Raw genomic sequence first — 25,989 nt, forward strand, 5'->3', positions numbered from 1 at the left:
AAAAGGTCACCGCCCGTAATCTACTCCGTTACAAGGGTCGGTTTTTTATGACGGTGATTGGGATTGCCGGGTGTACCGCTCTAATCCTGGCTGGGTTCGGGCTCCAGGATGCGATTTTCTCAATGATCCCCCGGCAGTTCGAGAACATTACTGTTTTTGATGGTTATATGGCCTTGAAAAATGAAGGAACCCTGGCTGAAAAGGCCGACTTCAAAAAAATCCTCGATAATGATACCCGGTTCAGCGAAAATATCCTGGCACATCAATCCAAAATGACCATTGAAAAAGCCGGAACAGCTAGTGGCAAAGCAGCCTATCTATTTGTACCGGAAGTAGCGGCGAAGATTGATCATTTTATTCACCTGCAAGATCGGAAATCAGGTGAAGCCATTAATCTGAAAGCAGCTGGTGCTGTTTTGTCAGAAAAAGTTGCCAACAGCCTGGGGTTGAAGGTCGGGGATACCATTCGGATCTATAATGATGATGAAAGCCATGAGGTGGTTTTGGGTGCCATTACCGAAAACTATCTGGAGAACTATCTCTATCTGTCCCCGACTGTTTATGAAGAAGCCTTTGGAAAACCTCTGACCGTAAATATGGCCTATGTCAATATTCCTGATACCTCAACGGATCTGGAAAATGCCATTGCCAATGAATGGCTGGCCAGGGAAGGTGTAGTAGCAGTGAACTTCACCGGCAATATCGTCAAGTCATCATCGGACAGTCTCAGCAGTTTGAGTATCGTGGTGGTCGTGATGCTGGTTTCCGCAGGAGCCCTGGCAGCGGTGGTGTTATACAACCTGACTAATATTAATATTTCTGAGCGGGTTCGCGAAATTGCTACCATCCGGGTACTGGGATTTTATGACATGGAGGTGTATAAATACATTTTCCGGGAGAATATCGTTCTTTCCGTAATCGGAATCGTCGTTGGTTTATTCTTAGGCGTTCTGCTTGATGGCTTTATCATCACCACCGTAGAAACAGATATTGCCATGTTCGCCCGGGAAATTGAACCAAGCAGTTTTGTCTATTCTGTGGTCTTTACTCTGGCCTTTACCTTTATCGTCAATATTCTGATGACACCGATTATCAAACGGATCAGTATGGTGGAATCACTAAAATCGATCGAATAATCAAATCTGAAATAATAAAAGCCGATGGGAAATTTAAAATTTCCCATCGGCTTAAAAAAACAGTTATTAATAAATTTAGACAGAGATTAAATCAGGCGACAAGATCATAGCGGGTTGGTGATAAACGAATCACCAGAGGTATCAAAGGGAGTCCCTTTGGGAACCACCATAATCTGAATACTTTCCAGGCGGTAGCCATAGCCGGCGGTGCCGGATTGTTCATCAGCACTGGCCCAACCGAGCCAACCCAAATTCTGGACATGGGTACGATAATAAATATCAAACTGGTTGGCATCAGTGCCAGTCAGATTAATCTGAATCGCTTCCAATCGACGGCCTTCGCCGGATGTGCCGCTGAGGTCACCGTTATAGCGCCAGTCCTGCCAGCCGACATCCTGGATATGGGTTCGATAGGTAACGCCGACGTCATAACCGGGATTATCCAAAATAATGTTGATCGCTTCCAGCCGGTAGCCTAAACCAGAGCTACCGCTGATTTCGCCGTTTCGTTTAAACATCGGTTCCCAACCAAGGTTTTGAATATGGGTTTTGTATAAGGCGGTCAATGGTTTATTAGTCGTTACCTTTGCCAAGGCCTGATCCAGTTGGATCAAACCATAACCAAAGTAATCATCTTTGCCCGGATCACCGAGATCCAGAGCAGTGGTTGTCAGAGCCGTTTCAACATCATTGGCATTCAGGTTGCCGTTGGCAGCCAATAACACGCCGCAGGCACCAGCGACGATCGGCGATGAGAAAGAGGTACCGCTATCATTGGTATAATCGCCAGTAAGGGTAGTGGTATAAACATTTTCTCCGGGGGCAGCCAGATCCACCATATTATTATACTGGGAAAAAGACGCCCGGTCATTGGAACGGGTGGTAGCCGCTACTGAAATAACGCCATCGTAGGAAGCTGGATAAGAAGGCAATCCGACCTCGGGATCAGTTGGTTCTCCTTCATTCCCCGCCGAAGCGACCAGCACCTTACCCCGGTCTTTGGCATATTGAATGGCAACGGCTTCGCTGTTATTATATTCATAGCCACCATAACTCATATTAATGACTTTGATATCGGAACGATCGGCAGCATCCATCAGGGCGGCACAGATATTGGCAACGGTGAGACCTTTGATTCCGACCCGGTAAGGCGCAATTTTTACATTGGCTGTTCCGGCCACCCCGGAAAGGCCGATGCCATTATTGGCAGCAGCAGCAACAAAACCGCTGACCAGGGTTCCGTGACCATCTTGATCGGTGATATCGGTACTTTTGGTGACATAGTCGTAACCGCTAATAATTCGGCCGACCAGATCCGGATGATTGGTATTGAGTCCGGTATCTAAAACGGCAACGCCGATGGTTTCGGAATTGGCGACCTGATCCCAGGTTTTGTCGGCACCGATACTGACAAACTGCCAGGCTTTGCCATCAGTCACATAGGGATCATCAGGCAGAGAAAAAGTTCTCAGGACACGATTGCGATCAGCAATCAGAACATTGGGATTTTCATTCAAGGTATTGATAAACGCATCGATGTCGACATCGCTTTTTACCTCCAGGACGTCGACTCGATCCGATACGGTTTCCCCGGAGACGACCTCACTGGTGGATAAGGAGAGGCTCGAAACATTAAAGGAACTGGTATTTTTATAAATAATAACGACCTGCTGATCGATATTACCATTACTGTCCACATCAGGAATTTCGGAAAGGGCATTGATGGTCATTTGCTCGTTCACCCGCACTTCACTGGAATTAGATATCTCACCGGATTGAACTGCTTGATTTGCCAGAATTGGAGCTGGCAAGAAAAACATCAACAGCACAATACCGAACAAACTCAGGCGGTGTTTTGTTTTACGTTTCATAGGATTCTCCTTGGATATTTATGGGATTGTTACGCTGTTAAGTCATGGACAGGCGCTTTCGGCCTAAGATAGTTGCTGAGCAGATTATATCACAATTAACCAGATATTACCTTAGATGTAAGCTGAAATAACATTTGCCAGGAGACTGCTCTGAAAGTCGAATTTTTCCACCTTCTTTTTCTTTTATATAAACAATCTTCATGTTAGAATGATTACTATTGAAACGAATACCGTTTATCATACAAAAGCGATTTGTATTTTGAACGGAATCAAGGGAAAAGGAAGAAAAGAAAAGATGAAAAAGAAAATGAGACAAAAACTGAACGCAAAAAAATTAATGATCCTGGCTGGTTTGATGATGGTGATGATCCTTGGTTTTACTGCTTGTCAGGCAAAACCGGCCGAACCGCAAACCGTTAAAGTCGGAACCCTGGCCGGACCAACCGGAATGGGGATGGCAGAAATGATTGTCAACGGCGTCGATCTGGGCGAAAATGTCACCACTGAATTTACCGTGGCCGGGGCGCCAGACCAATTGACCGCCAGTGTGATCAGTGGCGAATTCCAGATTGCCGCCCTGCCCAGCAATTTAGCGGCAGTACTGTTTAATAAAACCGAGGGTCAGGTTGTCCTGGGATCGGTCAATACCCTGGGGGTATTGTATATTGTCGCCGATGAAACTGCCGGCGTTGCCAGCATCGCTGACTTAAAAGGCAAGACTATTGTTGCCAGCGGACAAGGTTCGACCCCAGAATATGTGCTCAACTACTTACTGCAAAAAAATGGTTTGACCCCGGGCGTCGACGTCACTATCAATTATGTCGCCGAACACAGTGAAGCAGTGACTCAATTGGCCGCTGGACAGGCCACCATTGCGATGATTCCAGAACCATTTGTGACGACCATCACCTCTAAAAAACCAAATATTAAAATAGTCGTGGACATGTCAAAAGCCTGGGAAGAAGCCAGCAATGGTTCCCAATTACAGATGACGGCGGTGGTTGTTAACAAGGAATGGGCTACGGCCAATCCCAAGGTGCTGGAAAAATTCATGGAAGCCTATGAAGCATCCATCAATGCCGTGAATGACAATCCCGCCGAGGGCGCCAAAAATATCGTCGCAGCGGGGATTATGGCCGATGCAACGCTGGCCGAAAAAGCGATTCCAAATTGCAACATCGTCTTTATTCCGGTTAAAGATGCCCAGGAATCCTTAAATGAATACTATACCATCTTAGCTGGATTTGAACCAAAAGCGGTTGGAGGAAAAGTTCCAGGTGAAGATTTCTACGTTCTTGGAAAATAAGCAAGACAGACCATATAAGAAAATAATTGGAAAAATAGGAGTGACCCTTTTCTGGGTGCTCCTTTGGGCCTTGGCAGCCTGGCGGGTAGACAGCCCACTGGTGCTGCCATCGCCGCTTAAAACCCTGGAAGGTGTGATCATCCTGGCTGGGGATTTTGAGTTTTTTGTGAGTATCGGAGTCACCCTACTGCGGGTCTTTGGGGGCGTTTTTATCTCGGTCGTGCTGGGTCTGCTGCTGGGTTTGGCAGGGGGACTCAACAAGCCTTTTTATGAGATCATGAATCCCTTTGTCAGTGCCATCAAGTCGTTGCCGGTCGTTTCGGTGATCATTCTCATTAATTTGTGGATTGCCTCTGGTCTGGTACCACTGGTGGTCACCTTTCTAATCTGCTTTCCGGTAACCTGGACAAATGTCGTGCAGGGGGTGAGAGCCACCGATAAAAAACTGCTGGAGATGGCCAAAATCTATAATGTCGAACAAACCAGGATTATCCGGGATATTTATGTGCCATCGGTAAAACCCTATGCGGTTTCAGCGTTGATGAATGCCATCGGATTGGGATGGAAGGTCACCGTCACCGCCGAGGTGCTGGCCAATGCCCTGCCATCGATTGGGATGAATCTTTACTATGCCAAAATATATCTGGAAACTGACTTGCTTTTTTCCTGGACGCTGGTGATTGTGATCTGTAGTCTGGCCATTGAAAAAATTACCCTCCATGTGATCGGAAATAATCGGAAGGGGGATGGCCAATGTCCATTATCATAAAAAATATCAGTAAAAAATATGGCGGAGAGACGATTTTTGACGACTTTAATCTGGTCTTTGAAAAAAATAAAATCACCGGAATTTTGGGGCCATCCGGAGCCGGAAAAACCACCCTTCTAAATCTCTGTAGCGGTTTGGAACAGCCAGATCGCGGAACCATCGAAGGGATTAATTTCCAGTCAAGCTCCTACATTTTTCAGGAGCCGCGGTTGCTGCCCTGGCGGACGGTGCGGGAAAATCTGCGTTTCGTTTTTAAAGAAAAAGCAATTAATAAAGCGGGTTCTCATGAGGACGATATCGATGCCATGCTGGAATTGGTGGGATTGGCAACGGTGGGGGATTATTATCCCCAGGAACTCAGCGGCGGTATGCGCCAGCGGGTTTCCATTGCCCGGGCTTTTCTATACCCTTCCGAATTGCTGCTGATGGATGAACCCTTTAGTAGTCTGGATTGTTCGCTAAAAAACCGGCTGATTGATGATTTTTTAAAGATTTGGGAGCAGGACAAACGGACGGTGATTTTTGTCAGCCATCATGAAGATGAAATCAGACGTTTAGCGCATGTAATCCTAACCTTTTCGGACAAACCGGTACAAATTCTAAAAAAAGAAATACTTAAGTAATAGAAAATTGTAAAGGCTTACCTGATGAAAAACTCTTTTTCTTATGTTAGACTATAGATATGTATCGTGATAAAAAATATCAGGAATAAGAAATGGGGTTAAACCATGGATATAAAACTAATTGCATTGGATATGGACGGTACCACGCTTCAAAAAGATTATATGTCAATCTCCGAAAGAACCCGGATTGTTCTGGAAAAGGCTATTGCCAAAGGTATCCATGTGGTACCTTCGACAGGACGTATTCTGGGACAATTGCCGAAATCGGTGATGGACATCCCGGGCATTAATTATGCTGTGACCTCAAATGGGGCAGCAGTCACCAATTTAAATACCAATGAAGTCATCAGTAGTAACTATCTGGGTTCTGGTAGTGTGAAAAAGATTATGAAAACGCTGACCCGCCGCAACTTATTTTGCGAAGTTTATTATCAGGGTCAATCCTACGGCGAGCGCCGCTACTTTGATATGATTGGTGATCGAAATGAATTATCAGCGGATCTGATTGCCTTTATTCGCAGTAATGCCATAGCGGTTGATAATGTCCTGGATTTTACCATGAAAAATGCTTCCAAAATTGAAAAGATCAACATTCCCCTGCTCAGTGATAAAAATCAGCGGGTGCTCTGGCAGAAGTTTTCTCAGATTCATGGGGTGACTTTGACAAAGGCCATCGCCAACAACATCGAAGTTAATCATCGTTCGGCTAATAAGGGTTTTGGTTTAAAGCAGCTTTGTCAAATATTGAAGCTGGAACCGGGAAATGTCATGGCAATTGGAGACAGCGATAATGATCTGCGAATGTTGGAGTTTGCCGGTCTTAGTGTCGCAATGGGGAATGCGTCGGAGGATATCAAAGCGATGGCCAATCATGTTACCCTACCCTTCTATGAAGACGGCGTCGCCCATGCAATCGAGAAATATGTGCTGGTTTAGTAAATTAATAAAGTTAAGGAGATCATTATGGAAAAAAAAGCAATCATTGCCGACAAGGCACCGGCAGCGGTAGGCCCTTATTCCCATGCCTATTTAGTTGGAGATACCTTGTATACTTCAGGGCAACTGGGTCTGATTCCGGAAACCGGTGAATTGGAAATAGGTGTGGCTGAGCAGGCCAAAAGAGGTTTGGAAAATTTGCATGCTGTTTTGGAAGTGGCTGGGTTCAGCCGTAAAGATATTGTTAAAACTACAGTATTTCTGGCAAATATGACAGACTTTGCGGTTGTTAATGACATTTACGCTGAATTTTTCGAAGGTCAGGCAGAGTATCCCGCCCGTTCCTGTGTGCAGGTAGCCGCTTTGCCTAAGGCCGCTCTTTTCGAAATTGAAGCGATTGCGGCTAAATAAAAGTGAACTGACAAAAAATAAAATAGTGATGATTTAAGCGCCCATGGTCATGCCTTTCTGGCAAATGCCCATGGGTATCTTCTTGATTGCGTAAAAATATGAAAAAGCGAGGGAAATTTTGAATAAAAAACTGCAGACCTATGTGACGCTGGTGGATTTTTTAGCTGAATTTATGGGGGAAAATACGGAAGTAGTTCTCCATGATATGACCGACTGGCATCATTCGGTGGTAGCCATTCGCAATGGCTATATCAGCGGGCGGAAGGTAGGCGATCCGATCACCGAAACGAATCTGAGAATTCTCAGAAGTGAAGTTCATAAAAAAGTCCCCTATATGAACAATGATCCCAAAAAATTCAAGAAAAAAGAGTCAATCAAGTCGGCGTCCTGGTTTATCAAGGACGAAAACGACGTTTTGATTGGCATGATCTGCATTAATTCAGATAGTCATGACTTAATTGCCGCTCGGAATCTCTTAGATAAGATGATTCGTCCACCAATGGTTGAAAATGAGCAAAAAGAAAAGGGCCCGGATAAAATAAATATTGATGTGAAAGAACTGGTGGATAATAACCTGAACCATATCTCGCAGGATCTATTAAATAAACTGAAGCTTTTATCCAAGGACGAAAAAGTCGAACTGGTGGGGAAACTCGATGAAATGGGGACATTTTCGGTTAAGGGAACCATCTGGTATCTGGCGAAGTGTATGGGGGTATCGGTGCCGACCCTTTACCGTTATATTTCTTTGGCAAAAACGGATCACTAAGTGGTAATTCGATAATTGCGTAACGTTGACACTTAATCTGAACGTTAATACGATTAAGGTTTGCCTAAACCCTTATATAAATTAAATTTATTTTTATTTAATCGTTTACTTTTTGATTAAAAGATGTTATATTGATATTAATAATTCTCATTTTCACAATAATTTCCAGGAAGACCTCAGGCGATGCCTGAGGTTTTTCCTTTTTTGGGGCGCCCTGTCAGCCAGCACTGAATTCTGAGAAAGTGAGTCTTAAGTAAATCTTGTTTCGATTCATGCCCAGGTGATAGAATTTACAAATCTTAAAAAATAGCATATAATATTGGATAGCAGAAAAGTGTAAAAAGAAAATGCGTAAATACAATAGAAATAGGGGTGCAATATGACAAGTCAGTTAAATAAAGATAATCTGCCTGAGCATATAGCCATAATCATGGACGGAAATGGCCGTTGGGCGAAAGCAAAAAATCGTCCCCGTTTATTTGGTCACAATGCTGGTATGAAGACATTGAAAAAAATTGTCCGGGCGTCCTCAGATGCCGGAATAAAAATAATCACCATGTATGCTTTTTCCACCGAAAATTGGAAAAGGAGTCCCGAAGAAGTCGACGGACTGATGAATATTGCCGTCGAATATTTCCATAAAGAAGTTGGCGAATTACATGAAAACAATGTTAAAATCAACGTGATTGGAAATCTGAGTGGGTTGAGCAAAAAAGTCAGAGAAGCCGCCGTGAAAGCCATGAAAACGACCGCCGACAACACTGGCCTGGTATTGAATATTGCCTTGAACTATGGCGGTCGAGACGAAATTATTCATGCGGTCAAGGAGCTTATCGCTGCGGGAATTACCCCGGAAGCGATGACGGAACAGCACATCAGCGATCATCTTTACACGAGCGGTCAGTCAGATCCGGATCTGCTGATCCGAACCGGTGGAGAAAGCCGACTCAGCAACTTTATGCTGTGGCAGATGGCCTATTCAGAATTTATGTTTACCGACATTTATTGGCCAGATTTTGAAGTCGAAGTCTATTATGAAATGATCGAAGACTATCAGAAAAGGAATCGCCGCTATGGATCGGCCGAGTAGAAGTCTGGAGAGCCGCCGGGCGGAACGAGCCAGAGCAGAGAGCAGACGAGCTGATAAGAGTTCCATGAAAACCCGAATCTGGACAGGGGTTGTTGGTCTGCCGCTGCTCATTTTTATTTTGTATACCGGGGGATTTATCCTGGTCATTGGGGTATCTTTCCTGGCTTTTGTCGGGACGATGGAATATACCCGAGCCATTAACCGGTTAATTCGTCCTAAAATTAATGTGGTTCTGATGATTATTTTGGCCATCATGCTGATGATTACTATAAAATTGGATTATTATTTTTTGATGCCGGTGTTACTGGTCGCCTTCATCATTATCTTCTGTTACGAAATTTTATCAGGAAATGTGGGAATTCAACGGGGCAGTGCGACGCTGATGGGGTTGATTTATGTGCCGATTATGTTTGGTCACCTGTTTCTTTTTGAAACAATTAATAAAGGCGTCTATTATATGTGGCTGATTTTTGTGATTGCTTTCACAACCGATACCGCCGCATACTTTATTGGAAAATCCATCGGTAACCGAAAGATAGCGCCGCTGATCAGTCCCAAAAAAACCATTGCGGGATCAGTTGGCGGGGTGGTCGTTGCGGCATTGTGCACGATTCTTTATGGAACTATTCTCAGTTCCTACTTCAATTTTGTTTTACCCTGGTATTTATACCTGGTTGTTGGCGTTTTTGGGAGCATTGCCGGACAATGCGGGGATTTGACAGCATCGATGATTAAGCGAAAAGTCAAAATAAAAGATTTTGGCACTATTTTGCCTGGTCATGGTGGAATTTTGGATCGCTTTGACAGTATCCTCTTTATCATTCCTTTAATTTATATTTTTGCCAAATTAACCATTGGCATTGCGTAGGTGAAAATTTGAATTTATATACCATACTCATTACATTGCTGATCTTATGTGTCTTAGTGATTGTTCACGAACTGGGACATTTTATTGTCGCCAAAAAAACTGGCATCTTCGTGGAAGAATTTGCCATTGGCATGGGGCCGAAACTGTTTGGCCGGCAGGGGAAAGAAACGCTGTTTACGATTCGCGCCTTTCCGGTGGGGGGCTTTTGCAAAATGCGGGGCGAAGAACCGGAATTTGACGAAGATGGCAACCTGCTTCCCAAGGATCCCGCTATCCCCGTCGATCCGCGCAGTTATGAAGCCAAAAGCCGGGGTCAAAAGTTGCTGGTACTAGTGGCCGGTTCGGCCATGAACATTATTTTTGCTGTGGTCTGTTTGCTTGTGGTAGCCTTGTTTACCGGTCATACCAACGTATTTGACGCCATCGGCACCGCTTTTTTAAATACCTGGCGGTTTTCCGGGCTGATTTTTCAGAGCTTTGGGATGTTGTTCACCGGCCAGGTCGGCCTGGATCAGCTGGCTGGTCCGATCGGAATGGTATCGATGGTTGATACCTTTTTGCAGAGTGGGCTGATTATTCTGCTGGCATTTACCGCCATGTTAAGCGTGAATCTAGGGATTATCAACCTGTTCCCGCTGCCCGCCCTGGACGGCGGACGGATTTTCATCCTGTTGATTGAAATGGTAGTGCGTCGGAAACTCAGTCCACAATTGGAAATGAAGATCAACTATTTCGGATTCATTGCCCTGATCGCCTTGGCAATCCTGATTGCCGTGAATGATGTCATGCGGTTGGCCGCATAGGAGCAAAAAATGAAGAAAAGAAAGCTAACTCGGGTCATCAAAATTGGCACAATTGCCATCGGCGGCGACAATCCCATTGCCATCCAGTCGATGACTAATACCGATACCAGAAATAGTGAAGCGACGATTGCCCAGATAAATGGTCTGGAAGCCGCCGGGTGCGAAATTGTCCGGGTGGCGGTTCCCGATGAAGCGGCGGCCATGGCCATTGCCGAGATTAAAAAGGGGATTGGTATTCCTTTGGTTGCCGACATTCACTTTGATTATAAACTGGCCTTGATTGCCATCGAAAATGGGGTTGATAAGCTACGCATCAATCCCGGCAATATCGGTTCAGAAAAAGGAATCCAGGAAATTGTTGCCATGGCTACCGAACGGGGTATCCCGATTCGGATTGGGGTGAACGCCGGTTCGCTGGAAAAAGAAATCCTGGCGAAAAACGGGGGTCAGGCCACCCCGGCCGGGATGGTAGCGTCAGCGCAACGGCATATCCGGATTCTGGAAGACGCTGGCTTTAATAATATCGTCGTTTCGATGAAGGCTTCGGATGTGCGCTTTACCATTGCCTCCTATGAACAGTTTTCGGAGCAGTACGATTATCCCCTGCACCTGGGGATCACCGAGGCCGGAATCCTGCGAAGCTCAGCAGTTAAATCAGCCATGGGGATCGGCTATTTGTTGCTCAATGGTTTGGGGGATACGCTGCGGGTATCGATAACTGGCGATCCGCTGGAAGAAATCGATGTGGCTCGCGACATTCTTCACGGCATCGGTTTATACACCGGCCGCCGACCGCGGGTGGAAGTCATCTCCTGTCCCACCTGTGGACGCACCGAAATTGATCTGATTGGCATCGCCCAGGAAATCGACCGGCAGCTGAGAACGGTCGAAAAAGATATTCGGGTCGCCGTGATGGGGTGTATTGTTAATGGCCCCGGAGAAGGTAAGGCGGCCGATATTGGCATTGCCGGTGGGAAAAATAAGGCCGTATTATTTAAAAAGGGTGAAATTATAAAAAGCATTGCCGAGGCTGAAATCATCTCGGTACTAATGGAAGAAATAGAAAAAATGTGAGGCGAGATCTTTGAGTATTATAACCCGACGTCAGGAACGATATCAAAAAATAATAACGGACTATCATCTGATCACCGATAGTATTAAAATCAATTCCAGTAAAGGGGAATTGATTTTTAAATTTTCCAGTCCTAAAAAACAAACGGACACTGAACTTATCAAAACCGAAATGCAGGAAATTTTTGATTATGCAAAAGCCCTGCAAATCGAGGTTGCTCCCCTTCAGTATCAGGATGGCGAGCATCTCCTGGCCACTGATGGCAAAGGGGTCAGTCAGCTGCTGGTTGGCATCAATCAGAAAATAACCAATATCCTGTTGATTAATACCCTGATTGCCGAAGGCAACACCTTTTATGTCAGAGGACGATCCACTGGCGAGCTGGATGGGGAAGCCCTGGCGATTTTTTCCAGTCGTTTCAAGCGCTTGATCGCTGAACACTATGGTCTGGAATCTGACTTGGTGGTGCGGTTTACCGATGACGATTCGGTAGCAGAAAAAAGTCAGCAGGATCTGGAAAAACGATTGGCGGCCATTAAGCCGGTTAGTGCCAGCTCAAGCAGTTCAACGAATGGATCCAGCTCGGCTAAGCTTCCCAAAGCCGAAAAACCCGGGGATGTGGTCGCCGGGAAAAAGATAACCCATACCTGGGAATGGCTCAAAAATGTGGATTTTAATATCAATGGGGAATCCGAAGGAAAAAGTCTGGTCATAAAAGGCTGGGTTTTTGGTGTCAACACCCGGCCGCTGAAAAACAATAAAACGCTGCTGACCTTTAATATCACGGATAATACCAACAGCATTACCTGCAAAATCTTTACCGACAAAGAAGAAGTCATCGAAGGTATAAAAGAAGGCAGCTGGTATCTGGTTGAAGGCAAGATCAATTACGATGAGTATTCCCAGGAAATGATGTTTTATCCCCGGAACATTAATCTTTCCAAAGAGACCATTAAAACCGATGATGCCCCGGTTAAACGGGTAGAACTTCATATGCACAGCCAGTTCAGTGCCATGGATGCGGTCAGCAAGGTGGAGCAGATTATGAAGCAGGCTTCCAATTTTGGCCATGACATTATTGGCATCACCGACCATGGCGTTTTGCAGGCCTATCCGGAAATGATGGAACTGGGTCGCAAGAAAAAAATCAAGGTGCTCTATGGGGTCGAGGGTTATCTGGTGGAAGATCAGCTTAATATGGTTTACGGCAACCAGGATCAGGACTTCTGCGGCGAATTTACTTTTTTTGACCTGGAAACGACCGGTCTAGTTCCCGGAAATCACAAGATCATTGAAATTGCCGCAGTGCGCATTAAAAACAAACAGATCATCGACAGCTTTTCGACGCTGGTCAATCCCCATTGTGAAATACCGGCATTTATTACCAATCTGACCAATATCACCAATCAGATGGTCGCTGATGGAATGGAAGAACCGGATGCTTTGGCGAAATTTCTGGAGTTTGCTGGCGATACCATTCTGGTTGCCCACAATGCCGCTTTTGATATGAGCTTTTTAAACAAAGCCTTAGCCGATCACGGCATCGTTCGGGAAAATACGGCGGTCGATACCCTGGCGATGTCCCGTTGTCTGCTAACCCAAATTACCCGCCATAACCTGAAAAAACTTTGCTCTCATTTTAAAATTGCGATTCAGAACCATCATCGGGCGCTGGATGATGCGGCGGCCTCGGCCAAGGTGTTTGTCAAGCTTTTGGATCTGGCTGAGAAAAAAAGCTGCACCTCGATTCAGACCCTTAATACCCTGTCCAGTCGGGAACGGAGTATCCGCCTTAATTCCACTAACCATATTATTATCTATGCTAGAAACCAGGCCGGAATCAAGGATTTATATCGGCTCGTTTCCGAATCGCATCTGAATTATTTTTATAAAAAGCCGCGCATTCCCAAGTCTTTGTTAGCGGAAAACCGCGAAAACCTGTTATTGGGTTCGGCCTGCGAAGCGGGAGAATTGTTCACCGCCATGGTTCACAATAAGTCCCAGGATGAGATCCAGCAGATCGCCAGCTTTTATGACTATCTGGAAATCCAACCGCTGGGAAATAACCAATATCTGATTGATAATAACAGTGTCCCGGATCAGGAGGCTTTGAAGACTTTGAACAAACGGATCATTGCTTTGGGAAAAAGCCTGAACAAACCAGTGGTGGCCACCGGCGACGTCCATTTTGTCAATCAGGAGGATTCCCTATACCGGGAAATCTTATTCACCGGTCAGGGTTATAAGGATGCTGGCAAACAGCCGCCGCTATATTATCGAACCACCCAGGAAATGCTGGATGAATTTGCCTATCTGGATGAGGAAACCGCCCGGGAAGTGGTGATTGACAATCCCCGCAAAATCGGCGCGATGATCGAAGAAGTACTGCCGATACCCGATGGCACCTATCCGCCGGTGATTGAAGGATCCGACGAGGAAATCCGCGAAATGGTGGCAGACCGTGCTAAGGAGCTCTTTGGCCAGCCGCTGCCGGACATTGTTGAAAAGCGGATAAAAAAAGAATTGGATTCAATCATCGGAAACGGCTACTCAGTCCTCTATCTGATTGCCCAGAAACTGGTATATCATTCCATGGAAGACGGCTATCTGGTCGGATCCCGGGGCTCGGTTGGATCATCCTTTGTGGCCACTCTTTGTGGGATCACCGAGGTTAATCCGTTGGCACCGCACTACCGTTGCCCCAGCTGTAAACATTCCGAATTTTTTAACAGCACCGAGGTCGGGGTGGGACCGGATTTAAAAGATGCCAATTGCCCCCACTGTGGTACTAAGCTTGATAAAGATGGCTTCGACATTCCCTTTGAAACCTTCTTGGGATTCGAAGGCGATAAAGAGCCCGATATTGACCTTAATTTTTCCGGCGAGAACCAGGCCGAAGCCCATCGCTATACCGAGGTGCTCTTTGGTAAGGGGAAGGTTTTCCGGGCTGGCACCATTTCTACCATTGCCGAAAAAACCGCCTTTGGCTTTGTCAAAAACTACTATGACGAAAAAGACATCAAAGCTACCCGAGCCGAACTGGAGCGGGTGATTTCTTGCTGTGCTGGGGTCAAAAAAACGACCGGCCAGCATCCCGGCGGAATTATGGTGGTGCCAACCTATAAGGACATTTATGATTTCTGCCCAGTTCAGCGCCCGGCTGATGACACCGAAAGCGATACCGTCACTACCCATTTTGCTTATGAATCCATCAGTGGTCGTCTGCTGAAACTGGATATTCTGGGACATGATGATCCCACGATGTTAAAAATGCTCAAGGATTTCACTGATATTGACCCGGTGGGGATTCCCCTGGATGACGAAAAAACGATGAGTTTATTCACCTCTACCAAGGCCCTCGATTTCACCGACAATGATTTTGAATCGCCGTTGGGTGTTTGTGGGATTCCCGAGTTCGGCACCAGTTTTGTTCGGGAAATGCTGCTGGACACCAAACCGAGTGCGTTTTCCGATCTGATCCGTATTTCCGGTTTATCCCATGGGACGGATGTGTGGTTAAATAATGCCCAGGATCTGATCCGCGATAAGAAGGCGACCATTAAAGAAGCCATTTGTACTCGGGATGACATCATGATCTATCTGATTTATGCTGGACTGGAAGCTAAAACGTCCTTTACTATCATGGAAGCGGTCCGAAAAGGGAAGGGATTAAAGCCCGAATGGGAAGAGGATATGCGCAAGAACAAGGTGCCGGAATGGTATATTGATTCCTGTAAAAAAATCAAATACATGTTTCCCAAGGCCCATGCGGCTGCTTATGTTACGATGGCTTTCCGGATTGCCTGGTATAAGGTTTATTACCCTTTGGCTTATTATGCCACTTACTTTTCAGTCCGGGCCAGTGAGTTTGATGCCCAGCTGATTAGTCAGGGCAAGGGTTTGGTCGTTCAACGGATGAACCAGATAAAAGAACTGGGCACCAAGGTATCGAACAAAGAAAAGTCACTTTTGACGGTGCTGGAGATTGCCCATGAAATGATGTGCCGCGGTTATAGCTTTAAAAATGTCGATGTTTACGAGTCCCATTTTAGTCAATTTCGAATTGTTGGCAATGCCCTGCTACCGCCGCTCAATGCCTTAGAAGGCATTGGCGATAAAGCGGCGCAGCGAATCTTCGAAGAAGCCCAGATTCGTCCCTATATGTCCCGGGAGGATTTGCAAAACCGCACCAAGATCAGCAAATCGGTCATTGAAACCCTGGAAAAACAGGGCTGTCTAAACCAATTGCCGGCTTCCAATCAGATTGCATTTTTTTAAATGGAAATGTTAAAAACTTAAAGATAAATACCTCGAAAACAGTTTTCGAGGTATTTTTTTAGTTGTTTTTATAAAAAATAATCCGCTCAGCGAGTAGAAATGTTTAATTAGTATTGATTAATAACAAGATATTACCATTGTTAACAAGAAATTTGATTTTATTCAAGGTGTAATTTCTATATACTGTACGAAAGTAGTCGATTACAATAAATAAAAGGGGAAGCTAAAAATGAAAATGGATACGTCAAAAATGTTGGATTTTAAGCCGACAAGTTCAGAACAACTTTATCTCATGTATACTCAGATAAAGGAAATTCGACTTGGGGTTACGAGCCTGCAGGAAGATCTGGACAAGATATTTCTGAGAAATCGTGTTGTTGAAGTTATTGAAAATGAATACGATTTTGGAAAAGTAAATGAAGTGCTTGAAATTTTTGGTGGGTATGTCAATCGAAGTTTTGGTATTCGTGTTGAAAAGGACGGCAAGGTGGAAGAGTACTTTGTTAGAAAATACAAAACGGGGATTCAGGAAAAAGAAATTGAATTTGAACACTTGCTGATTACCTTTGCTAAAGAACATGGTTTAGATATTGCCGCAGGAATCATTCCAGCCGCTGATGGCAGGGGATACATTAAGGTCGAAAACCCCGTCATCAACGATGAGGATGAAAACATTGAATACTATGCAGTTTATGAATACTTAAGCGGTGAAGATAAATATACCTGGCTGACACCCTATTGTACCGATAAAGAGTTTGCCAGTATGGCTGAAGTCATGGCAACCTTCCACAATGCTGCCAGAGACTTTGACCCGATGGGACTCGAACGGGTTGAACTTAAGATATTGGATTTTGTTGAAACACTGCCAGAAATATTCACCGATTATGCCGCAACAAATTGTGATAATATCTACCATGAATTTTTTAATAAAAAACTGGATGCCATTATTGAAGTTATCAAGAAAAACAAGATCCCTGAAGCGGCAGCTGAAAAAATGCCGTATAACCCCACCCACAATGACTATCATCCCGGCAATGTAAAATTCCTGGACGAACAAGTGGTAGGAATCTTCGATTTTGACTGGTCAAAAATCGAATTAAGACTTTTTGATGTTTGCCTGGGAATGATCTACTCCTGTTGCTTCTGGGAAGACAAAGAAGAAGACAAGATGCGGCTGGATAAATGCGAGATCTTCTTAAATGCCTATGAACAGAAGATGCATGAACTCAAAGGATTAACCGGTTTTACGGTTGAAGAAAAGGCTTCAATGAAAAACATGCTGGCCTTTGCCAACATGTATCTGATCAACTGGTGTGTGGATGCGTATTATAACGACATGGATGAACTCAATGATTATGAGTATCTTGCTTATCTGAAACATCAAATTAAGTTAATGGATTGGATCGAAGATAATGCAGACGCAATTCAGGAAATGGTCAATAAACTGTAGAATAAATTAATTTAATTGTGAAAGGTGGATTTTTATGAACACTACGGAACGACTAGAAAAACAAGAATTACGCCATGCGAAATCGGGTTTAGGATTCGGGGTCGTATCGGGGATGACTTGGGGATTAAGTGGAGTAATAATGAGTATTGCTTTCGGAATGGCCCCATTTACCGAAGGGGCTAGTCTTCTTGTCGCACCGCTTGTTGGCGCTGCATTGCATGATGGGTTTGCTGGATTTTGGGTTTTTCTTTTTAATTTATTCAATGGTAAATGGCGAGAATATGGCCGAAGTCTCCGCACCAAACCGGGTCTGTTGGTCTGTTTAGCGGCAATGTTCGGGGGACCGATCGGAATGTCTGGTTATATGTTGGGAATCACCCTGGCCGGGCCATCCTATGCACTCGCTATAACGGCAATATATCCAGCAATTGGTGCTATATTATCAGTTGTTATTCTAAAAGAAAAGATTGGCGTTAGAACCTGGATCGGTATTTTACTTTCAATTATAGGTGTTGCGATTGTCAGCTGGGTTCCACCTGATGCGACATCTTTCCCATATTTTTACGCTGGTATTGCGCTGGCTTTCTTAGCAGCGATTGGCTGGGGAACAGAAGGCGTTATCTCCGGATTTGGAATGGACATGGTTGATCCGGAAGTTGCGGTGGGAATTCGTGAAGCGACTTCATTCTTTGTCTATTTAGTGGCAGTTATTCCATTACTGCTTGGAGTTGTTGGATATCAAATGCTTTTTGGTGCCTTCACAACAGCAAGTATTGGGGTTATCGCCATCGCCGCACTTTTAGGTGGGGGATCTTACATCTGCTGGTATTTAGCAATTAACAAAACCGGTGCTTCGCGAGCGATGGCACTAAATATTACCTATGCTTTATGGTCAGTATTCTTTAGCTGGTTGTTACTTGGAACGCAAATCACCCCGACGCTTATCATTGGTGGTCTCACCATTGTTGCTGGAGCTGTTTTGGTCGGAGCGAATCCAAAAGAATTAATCAATTTAAGAAAAGTATAAGAAGAAATAACGAAATAACTATGGAGGTATGAAAGATGGCAGTTTTGCTACCCCTACGCTTTAGGATTTTACATCTGATGTCTACAAAAGAAGCAGGCGTAACTTCGGCAGAGATCATGCAGGAACTTGGAAGTGATTACGGAAAAGAGAAGCAATTTAAGAAAAAAGCCATGGAAGGTCATTTGATTTCCATGAGAGCTTTAGGACTAATTGAAGTTGAAACAGTAAGTATTGATGAGAAAGACGAACTCATTACCAGTTACAAGATTTCTGAGTTTGGAACCGGCCGATTAAAATTCTTACCACAGGCATATAAATAATCATTAGCGGTAATTGCGGAATTTCGAGACATCATAGCCCAACCGCTGTGTTAACGATACTTTCGCAATTACCTAAATAATAAAATCACATTGGAGGAATAATCAATGAAATTTATGGACTATTTTACAGAAGCAGAAGTAACACGTATTCACGAAGCGTCATTGGACATTTTACAAAACACTGGTTTAAGTGTCAGAAATGAAAAAGCCCGAGAAATCTTTAAAAAAGCAGGTTGCTCGGTCGATGAAACGACCCACCTGGTTAAGATTCCGGGAAAATTGGTAGAAGAATGCCGACAGTCCTATGTACCGGAATACACATTCACAGCTCAGGATCCTAAGTTCGATATTGTATTACCGGATAATCGACCGGTAGTAATTACTGGCAGCTCGGCTCCTAACATTATTGACCCAAAAACCGGAGAAGATCGTCGGGCAACCTCATCAGACATCGCCAATATTGCTAATCTCATCAATGAGCTGGATGGCTTTGATGTTTTTTCCATTTCCACCCTGGCTCAGGATGCGCCAAAAGGTCAAATCAGCGTATCGCGTTTTTACCCAGCTTTAAAAAATTGCAAAAAGCCAGTCCGAAGCAATACCCCAACCATTAAAGATCTGGAAGATGTACTGGAACTGGGAGCAATCATTGCTGGCGGCAAGGAAGCTTATAAAGAAAGACCGTTTATTAATCATCATTATTGTCCGGTTGTTTCACCATTAACCATGGATGTGGATTCCACCGATGCGGTAATTTATTTAACTGAAAAAGGACTACCGGTGTACGGAACAATCGTACCGAATGCTGGCATGACATCACCGATGACCATGACCGGGACTTTAGTTTTAGGCAATGCAGAGTTCTTAGCGCTTTCGACATTAATTCAGCTTATCCGACCGGGTGCGCCGATGATCTATGCGGTTCTATCAACCGTCGCAGACTTGCGGACAGGGAACTACGCCCCAGGTGCGGTTGAAACCGGAATGCTGCAAATGGCTCATTCTCAAATGGCCAGATTTTATGGCGTCCCCTCAGGCGGATACATTGGTTTAACGAATTCGCAGATTAATGACGCTCAGTGCGGATATGAAACGGGGATTAACACCACCGGTGCTCTGCTAGCCGGATCTGATATGTTTAATATGGGTGGTTTATTGGGAAGTTTGATGGCCTTTGATTTTTCAAAAGCGGTTATCGACAATGAAATAGCCTTAATGCTTAAACGCATGAAACGCGGTATGGAATTTAGTGAAGAAAATCTCTGTCTCGATCTCATCCATGAAGTTGGACCAGGGGGAACCTATCTGGATCTCAAACATACCCAAAAGAATATGCGTAAAATGGCCTTCTATCCCAAAGTTGCGACCAGAGAAATGCGTAAAAAATGGGAAGCAAGCCGATCAACTGCCGAAGAAAGAGCATTCGATCAAGTTAATAAAATATTTGAAAACTCTGTTCAAAAAACATTCTCAGCAGAGATTGATGAAAAAATCAGAAGTAATTTCCCAGGCCTGGTAAAAGGCGACATGGTTTGGTAGTAATACAGAATTATAATTATAAAAGGATAAATTAAGGAGAATTTAAAATGAGTACACAAGCAATTTATGATGCAATTATGGAATTTGAAGATGATGATGTTGTTGAAGCAGTAAAAGAAGCCATCGAAGCCGGTGTGGATCCTCAGATCATTCTGAATGAAGGACTTATCGGCGCCATGGATGAAGTCGGTCGGCTTTTTTCCATCGGCGATCTGTATGTACCGGAAATGTTAATGGCTGCCAATGCCATGAAAGCCGGAATGCAAGTCATTAAACCTTATCTTAAAGGCGATGATGGCGGAAAAGGACTGGTTGTGATTGGTACCGTAGAAGGCGATCTTCACGATATCGGTAAAAATCTTGTTTCGATGATGATGGAAAGTGCTGGCTTTGAAGTCATTGATCTTGGCATCGACGTGCCAGCTGATAAATTTATTGAAACTGCCAAAACAAACAACGCTGGTATTATTTGTTTATCCGCTTTGTTAACAACCACCATGACCACCATGGGAGAAACCGTGGATGCCATTAAGAAATCTGGTTTAAGTGTGAAAACCATGGTCGGCGGCGCACCAGTAACGGAAGAGTTTGCTAAAGAAATCGGAGCCGATGGTTTTGCAGAAGACGCAGGTGAAGCTGTCGTATTTGCAAGAAATCTACTGGCTTCATAAGTAGGGGAACAAGATGATCATTGTAGGAGAATTAATTAACGCCAGCCGAAAAGCGGTTGGTGAGGCCATTAAGCAGGGTGATAGTGATTTTATTAAAAAGCTGGCCATTGACCAAACCGAAGCCGGAGCTACCTATATTGATGTTAATGCAGGTATTTTTGTTGGCAAAGAAGGGGATTACATGGAGTGGCTGATCAAAAACATCAAAGAAGTCACAAAGCTTCCCATTTCCATAGATAGTCCTGATCCCACCGTTATTGAACGGGGAATTAAACTCAATGGGGATGATGCCATGATTAATTCCATTTCCCTGGAACAGAAACGGCTGGATACCATCTTACCGCTGATTGCCGGCACCGATTTAAAAATTGTCGCATTATGCATGGATGATGAAAAAATGCCGGAAACGAAAGAAGATCGCTTGAAAATAGCCGATATTCTGATCAATAAGTTGATTCAGAAGGGTGTCAAAATGGAAAACATTTATGTCGATCCTTTAGTTCAGCCGATTTCAACAGACATTACCTATGGAAAAGGTTTTATTGATACGGTCGAAGCCATTATGGAAAACTATCAAGGCATCCATACCATTTGCGGGCTGTCTAATATTTCCTTTGGATTACCGGAGCGGAAATTTCTAAATCGGAATTTTGCTGTTATGGCCATTTCAAAAGGCCTGGATTCGCTGTTGATTGACCCATTAGATAAGAAAATGATGTCTAATATCTGTGCCGCAGAGACATTAATCGGCCGCGATAATTTTAATGTTCAATATTTAAAAGCCTTTCGAAAGAAAAAACTAGAAGTTTAAAATAAAATAATACTGGCCTCTTTGTTTACTTGACATAACCAGACAAAGAGGCTTTTTGTTAAAATTCAATTGATTGTTTTTTTAATAATGATGGTTGACATCGCTCGATAAATCTGAGATAATAAGCCCATAATTTAATATGACAAATGCAACGGAGTATTTGTATAAAAGCGACGAAGCTTCCATGTGATTATCCTTTTAAAGGGGTAATGACATGGAAGTTTTTTGTTTTTTTAGATGTAAAGGATTGCAAAGGTGAAGTATGGACATTGAAATGATTAAATCCCCGTCGGCAGGCGTTGTAAAAATGCTACAGAGTCGAACACTTGCAAAAGATTTCCTGACTTGTGATGAATTTGATGCCGTCGGATTGGTACAGGGAAAATTGATTGAAATGATTGTAGCGACGGATCTTGCCGAAAAATCGGCCGATGTGGATGTCGTTGAGATAAAAGGTGTATGTCCCCAACATTTTACAATGATCGCCCTGCTGGGTGATACCGCATCAGTAAGTGAAGCGCTGAAAATCATATCAAGTCAGTTTATTGAAAGGGGAGAGGGTTAATGCTAATTGGTCGGGTTGTAGACAGTATCTGGTGTACCAGAAAAGAAGATGAATTAAGAGGTTTGAAATTTCTGAAGGTAGAACTGCTGAATCATCATAAAGAAATGGATAACCCACAAATAATTGTTGCCACGGATTTAATCGGAGCAGGAATTGGAGAGTTGGTATTAATTACCAATGGCAGCTCGGCGAGAAGAACCGAAGGGCTAGAAAATGCGCCGGTTGATGCCATTATTATTGGCATTATTGATGAAAAAAGTGACTGTAAGGAGGGCCTGAATGAATAGCGAATTTATCAATAGCATTATCGCAGCTGGCGTTGTTGGAGCTGGCGGAGCAGGTTTTCCGACGCATGTAAAATTGGCTGCGAAAGCCGAATATATTATTGTCAATGCAGCAGAATGTGAGCCGTTAATCCGGGTGGATCAGGAATTATTGATAAACTTCACCGTCGACTTTCTTGATGGATTAAACAGAATCATCGAGGAAACAGATGCGGTTAAAGGCGTTATTGCGATAAAAGCAAAACATCAGGATGTGATCAAGTATTTAAATAAGCAGATAGAAAATTATAAAAAGATTGAAGTATTTCCGCTAAATGATTTTTATCCAGCAGGAGATGAACAAATAACCGTCTATGAGGTGTTAAAGAGAGTTGTTCCAAGAGGTGGGATTCCTTTAAATGTGGGTTGTATTGTATGTAATGTCGAAACCGTTTTAAACGTAAATTATGCAATGCAGGGAAAAACGGTAACGACCACATTTGTAACAATTACCGGGGAAGTTAATACACCAGCAACATATTGTCTGCCCATCGGCATGAGTTACCGACAAGCCATGGAATTATGTGGGGTGAAAACATTGGACGAAAAAGTTGGTATTGATGGTGGACCAATGATGGGAAAGCTTATCACTGACTTTGATGCACCGATTACTAAAACAACAAAAGCAATTATTGTACTAAACCGGGATTCCTTGCTGATCCAGGAAAAAACAAAGACCATCGAACAGGTTTTAAAACAGTCGCGGATTGCCTGTATCCAATGTCAGAAGTGCACCGATTTATGTCCCCGAGATTTGCTGGGGCACCATGTCAAACCTCATATTGTGATGCGGATTGCTAATTATGGATTATCGGATTTTTCGGGAATGAAAACAGCTCTAGGTTGTTCTGAGTGCGGTGCCTGTGAATTGTACGCTTGTCCCAATGGTTTATCACCAAGAAGAGTCAATATCATGATCAAACAGGAAATGGCAAAAGCCGGGATCAGGATTGACAAAAATGACGAAACCGTCACGCCATCAGAAATGATCGACTATCGAAAGATTCCGGTAAAACGATTAATTGAACGAGTTGGTATAAAAAAATATGATGTAAAAGCGCCACTGGAAAAATACCAGTATCAGCTAAGTAGGGTGGTCATCCCCCTTAAACAACATATTGGAGCATCCGCCATACCGACGGTGGAAAAGGGCATGATGGTTAGCGAAGGAACACTGATTGGAAAAATAGAAAAGGGGAATCTGGGGGCAAACATTCATGCCAGTATTTCAGGCGTAATTAAAGAAATCACGAAAGAATTCATCACAATTGAAGCAGAAGGAGTGAAAATATGATAAATGCAATTGGCTTTGTAGAACTTAATAGTATTGCAAAAGGTATGGAAGTTGCGGATCATATGCTGAAGACTGCAAATGTTCAATTGATGTTATCAACAGCAACATGTCCGGGAAAATATATCACCTTGATCTATGGCGATGTGGGGTCAGTCGAAAATTCGATAAAAGCTGGTAAAGAGCTGGGTAAGGCGTTTATCCTTGACGATTTAATGATTCCCAATGTTGATGAGCAGATCTTTTCAGCTATGACCGGATCAACATCGATTGATAAGATCGGCGCCATTGGTGTAATTGAAAGTTTGGCAATGGCGTCGTTGATCGTGGCAGCCGATACCTGTGTGAAAGCATCGGGAGTCCAGCTTCTCGAATTGAGACTGGGTTCTGGAATTGGCGGAAAATCCTATGTCGTTATGACTGGGGATATTTCGGAAGTCAACGCATCCATGGATGCTGGGGTAGAAATAATCAAAGAAAGTGGCAACCTTGTTTATTACGCAGTTATTCCAGCACCACATAAAAATTTCAAAAGTACCCTATTGTAAATTGTTTAGAAACCGTAGATAAGAAAGGGAATGAGAAATGAATAAGGAGAATGAACAGATGACCAAAGACCGCATTGTGGATGTGAATATTTCCGAGGAACTAATTACCCGGATTGTGAATGAAGTAATGGAATCATTCCAGACGGATAATAAACAGGTAAAAAAGATAACTGAGCATGACAGAATTAGACTCATAAAAAGAAACAGTGTCGTTTTTGAAAAATTTGATACCGGAAATCCTACCGATCAGGTGACCTTTAAGGAGATCTTATCAATTGAGGAAAGCCCCAATATGGCAACCGGTTTTCTGAAAATTGAAAAATCAGCCTTTGACTGGTATTTGGGTTATGATGAATTGGACTATGTAATAGAAGGAACTTTGGAAATTACCTACAATGGAAAAACATACACTGGTCATGGCGGCGATGTGATATTTATTCCTAAAGAGACACCGGTAACATTTAGCTCGCCAGATCATTGTACTTTTTTCTTTGCCGCATATCCGGCAAACTGGCAGGATTTATGTGAAGCAAAAAAATAAAAGCACTGAGTTCATTCACTGTGTTGAGAAAGCTTTTCAAAGGAGATCAGCGATTAATTCGATAAGGATTTCCATAAATATGAGAAGAATAAAACAAAAAAAAATTACTGGAGGAAAAAATGAGTTCAACTGAAGCGTTGGGAATGATTGAAACAAAAGGATTGGTTGGCGCAATTGAAGCGGCAGATGCCATGGTGAAAGCGGCCAATGTAAGATTGGTTGGGAAAGAACAAATTGGCAGCGGTCTGGTTACGGTGATGGTCAGAGGCGATGTGGGTGCGGTAAAAGCTGCCACAGACGCCGGAGCAGCAGCAGCTTCACGAGTAGGCATGCTCATATCGGTACATGTGATTGCCAGACCCCATGAAACGGTGGCAATGATTTTACCAGATGAAATGGAATAAGCTGCCAATACAAAATTAAAAAGAAATGCATAAGGATTAATTGTTTGCTGATTCTGAAAACCTTGATAAAAATCGAAAAATATCGTTTTCATAGATGAGGGTTAATAATTAACCTTATGCATATCACCGTGTCAACTTGAAATTGTCGAAGCGGGGATTGTTATTTACCGCAGCAGAAAGTATTTAAGGTTAAAGTGTTGACAAATAAATGATTATTTAATATGATTGTTTCGTTGAAGGTGCTCTAACTGAAAAGGAGAATTCAACAATGAACGAAGATGTCAAAAGAGTGATCCAGGAATACGTTCCAGGAAAACAGGTTACGTTAGCGCATATTATTGTAAACCCTGACAACAGCATCTACAAAAAATTGGGATTGGATGATAACCGCAAATCCATCGGAATCTTGACCATTACGCCCAGTGAAGCGGCTATTATTGCGGCCGATGTGGCGGTGAAGGCGGGAGACGTTGAAATCGGTTACGTTGATCGTTTTAATGGTTCCCTGGTAATCGAAGGCGATGTGGCGTCGGTGGAAGCATCCATCAGTGAGGTCCTTCAAACCTT

At 43.6% G+C, this 25,989-nt stretch carries 26 protein-coding genes; 25 read left to right on the forward strand and 1 reads right to left on the reverse strand.

The window, feature by feature from the left end; translation table 11 throughout:
- Window positions 1-1,136 (forward strand): ABC transporter permease (locus Q7J41_RS04395; protein ID WP_304885599.1); only part of this gene is annotated, 1,136 nt, incomplete at its 5' end.
- 104 nt (window positions 1,137-1,240) lie between these two features.
- Here Q7J41_RS04395 and Q7J41_RS04400 read toward each other — a convergent pair.
- Window positions 1,241-3,007: a S8 family serine peptidase gene (locus tag Q7J41_RS04400; protein WP_304885600.1), complete on the reverse strand. Its 1,767-nt coding sequence runs from the start codon at window positions 3,005-3,007 to the stop codon at window positions 1,241-1,243.
- Window positions 3,008-3,302: 295 nt separating this feature from the next.
- Here Q7J41_RS04400 and Q7J41_RS04405 point away from each other — a divergent pair, with 295 nt between their 5' ends.
- From Q7J41_RS04405 to Q7J41_RS04520, 24 genes are all read left to right on the forward strand, one after another.
- On the forward strand, window positions 3,303-4,313 hold the full coding sequence (locus tag Q7J41_RS04405; protein ID WP_304885602.1) for an ABC transporter substrate-binding protein: 1,011 nt from the start codon (window positions 3,303-3,305) through the stop codon (window positions 4,311-4,313).
- Window positions 4,303-5,082, forward strand: a complete 780-nt coding sequence (locus tag Q7J41_RS04410; RefSeq protein WP_304885604.1) for an ABC transporter permease — start codon at window positions 4,303-4,305, stop codon at window positions 5,080-5,082. The genes Q7J41_RS04405 and Q7J41_RS04410 overlap by 11 nt, the downstream gene beginning before the upstream one ends.
- Window positions 5,067-5,705 carry an ABC transporter ATP-binding protein gene (locus tag Q7J41_RS04415; RefSeq protein WP_304885606.1) on the forward strand — a complete coding sequence of 213 codons (639 nt, stop codon included), beginning with the start codon at window positions 5,067-5,069 and terminating at the stop codon, window positions 5,703-5,705. Before Q7J41_RS04410 ends, Q7J41_RS04415 begins: the two co-directional genes overlap by 16 nt.
- 105 nt (window positions 5,706-5,810) lie before the next feature.
- Window positions 5,811-6,641, forward strand: a complete 831-nt coding sequence (locus Q7J41_RS04420) for a Cof-type HAD-IIB family hydrolase (RefSeq protein ID WP_304885608.1) — start codon at window positions 5,811-5,813, stop codon at window positions 6,639-6,641.
- 27 nt (window positions 6,642-6,668) lie between these two features.
- Window positions 6,669-7,052: a RidA family protein gene (locus tag Q7J41_RS04425; protein WP_304885611.1), complete on the forward strand. Its 384-nt coding sequence runs from the start codon at window positions 6,669-6,671 to the stop codon at window positions 7,050-7,052.
- Between the two features lie 118 nt (window positions 7,053-7,170).
- Window positions 7,171-7,821: a transcriptional regulator gene (locus Q7J41_RS04430; RefSeq protein WP_304885613.1), complete on the forward strand. Its 651-nt coding sequence runs from the start codon at window positions 7,171-7,173 to the stop codon at window positions 7,819-7,821.
- Between the two features lie 379 nt (window positions 7,822-8,200).
- Window positions 8,201-8,911 carry an isoprenyl transferase gene (locus tag Q7J41_RS04435; RefSeq protein WP_304885615.1) on the forward strand — a complete coding sequence of 237 codons (711 nt, stop codon included), beginning with the start codon at window positions 8,201-8,203 and terminating at the stop codon, window positions 8,909-8,911.
- Window positions 8,895-9,779 carry a phosphatidate cytidylyltransferase gene (locus tag Q7J41_RS04440; RefSeq protein ID WP_304885617.1) on the forward strand — a complete coding sequence of 295 codons (885 nt, stop codon included), beginning with the start codon at window positions 8,895-8,897 and terminating at the stop codon, window positions 9,777-9,779. The genes Q7J41_RS04435 and Q7J41_RS04440 overlap by 17 nt, the downstream gene beginning before the upstream one ends.
- A gap of 8 nt (window positions 9,780-9,787) precedes the next feature.
- Window positions 9,788-10,582 carry an RIP metalloprotease gene (locus tag Q7J41_RS04445; RefSeq protein WP_304885618.1) on the forward strand — a complete coding sequence of 265 codons (795 nt, stop codon included), beginning with the start codon at window positions 9,788-9,790 and terminating at the stop codon, window positions 10,580-10,582.
- A 9-nt stretch (window positions 10,583-10,591) separates the two neighbouring features.
- Entirely contained in the window at window positions 10,592-11,656 is a 1,065-nt protein-coding gene (ispG, locus tag Q7J41_RS04450; protein ID WP_304885620.1) for a flavodoxin-dependent (E)-4-hydroxy-3-methylbut-2-enyl-diphosphate synthase, read from the forward strand.
- Window positions 11,657-11,666: 10 nt separating this feature from the next.
- Complete coding sequence (locus Q7J41_RS04455; RefSeq protein ID WP_304885621.1) at window positions 11,667-15,932, forward strand: PolC-type DNA polymerase III; 4,266 nt, start codon at window positions 11,667-11,669, stop codon at window positions 15,930-15,932.
- Window positions 15,933-16,161: 229 nt separating this feature from the next.
- On the forward strand, window positions 16,162-17,382 hold the full coding sequence (locus tag Q7J41_RS04460; protein WP_304885623.1) for a phosphotransferase enzyme family protein: 1,221 nt from the start codon (window positions 16,162-16,164) through the stop codon (window positions 17,380-17,382).
- A gap of 34 nt (window positions 17,383-17,416) precedes the next feature.
- Window positions 17,417-18,409 carry a DMT family transporter gene (locus tag Q7J41_RS04465; protein WP_304885625.1) on the forward strand — a complete coding sequence of 331 codons (993 nt, stop codon included), beginning with the start codon at window positions 17,417-17,419 and terminating at the stop codon, window positions 18,407-18,409.
- A gap of 35 nt (window positions 18,410-18,444) precedes the next feature.
- Complete coding sequence (locus Q7J41_RS04470) at window positions 18,445-18,729, forward strand: hypothetical protein (RefSeq protein WP_304885627.1); 285 nt, start codon at window positions 18,445-18,447, stop codon at window positions 18,727-18,729.
- Window positions 18,730-18,834: 105 nt separating this feature from the next.
- Entirely contained in the window at window positions 18,835-20,268 is a 1,434-nt protein-coding gene (locus Q7J41_RS04475; RefSeq protein WP_304885629.1) for a trimethylamine methyltransferase family protein, read from the forward strand.
- 47 nt (window positions 20,269-20,315) lie between these two features.
- Window positions 20,316-20,939 (forward strand): B12-binding domain-containing protein, encoded by a 624-nt coding sequence (locus Q7J41_RS04480; protein WP_304885631.1) that lies wholly within the window; start codon window positions 20,316-20,318, stop codon window positions 20,937-20,939.
- Window positions 20,940-20,952: 13 nt separating this feature from the next.
- Complete coding sequence (locus Q7J41_RS04485) at window positions 20,953-21,750, forward strand: dihydropteroate synthase (RefSeq protein ID WP_304885633.1); 798 nt, start codon at window positions 20,953-20,955, stop codon at window positions 21,748-21,750.
- A 262-nt stretch (window positions 21,751-22,012) separates the two neighbouring features.
- Window positions 22,013-22,315, forward strand: coding sequence for a BMC domain-containing protein (locus Q7J41_RS04490; RefSeq protein ID WP_370650981.1), 303 nt, complete (start codon window positions 22,013-22,015; stop codon window positions 22,313-22,315).
- The gene (locus Q7J41_RS04495) at window positions 22,315-22,602 is read left to right on the forward strand and encodes a EutN/CcmL family microcompartment protein (protein ID WP_304885635.1); all 288 of its coding nucleotides are present in this window, start codon (window positions 22,315-22,317) and stop codon (window positions 22,600-22,602) included. The genes Q7J41_RS04490 and Q7J41_RS04495 overlap by 1 nt, the downstream gene beginning before the upstream one ends.
- A complete protein-coding gene (locus tag Q7J41_RS04500; RefSeq protein WP_304885636.1) occupies window positions 22,595-23,932 on the forward strand; it encodes a 4Fe-4S dicluster domain-containing protein in 1,338 nt (445 codons plus the stop codon). Before Q7J41_RS04495 ends, Q7J41_RS04500 begins: the two co-directional genes overlap by 8 nt.
- Window positions 23,929-24,477 (forward strand): BMC domain-containing protein, encoded by a 549-nt coding sequence (locus Q7J41_RS04505; protein WP_304885638.1) that lies wholly within the window; start codon window positions 23,929-23,931, stop codon window positions 24,475-24,477. Before Q7J41_RS04500 ends, Q7J41_RS04505 begins: the two co-directional genes overlap by 4 nt.
- 37 nt (window positions 24,478-24,514) lie before the next feature.
- Entirely contained in the window at window positions 24,515-25,018 is a 504-nt protein-coding gene (locus Q7J41_RS04510; protein WP_304885640.1) for a cupin domain-containing protein, read from the forward strand.
- 119 nt (window positions 25,019-25,137) lie between these two features.
- On the forward strand, window positions 25,138-25,422 hold the full coding sequence (locus Q7J41_RS04515; protein WP_304885642.1) for a BMC domain-containing protein: 285 nt from the start codon (window positions 25,138-25,140) through the stop codon (window positions 25,420-25,422).
- Between the two features lie 268 nt (window positions 25,423-25,690).
- Window positions 25,691-25,989 (forward strand): BMC domain-containing protein (locus tag Q7J41_RS04520; protein WP_304885644.1); only part of this gene is annotated, 299 nt, incomplete at its 3' end.

Source organism: Acetobacterium sp. (genome assembly GCF_030652775.1).
Classification (GTDB): Bacteria; Bacillota; Clostridia; order Eubacteriales; family Eubacteriaceae; genus Acetobacterium.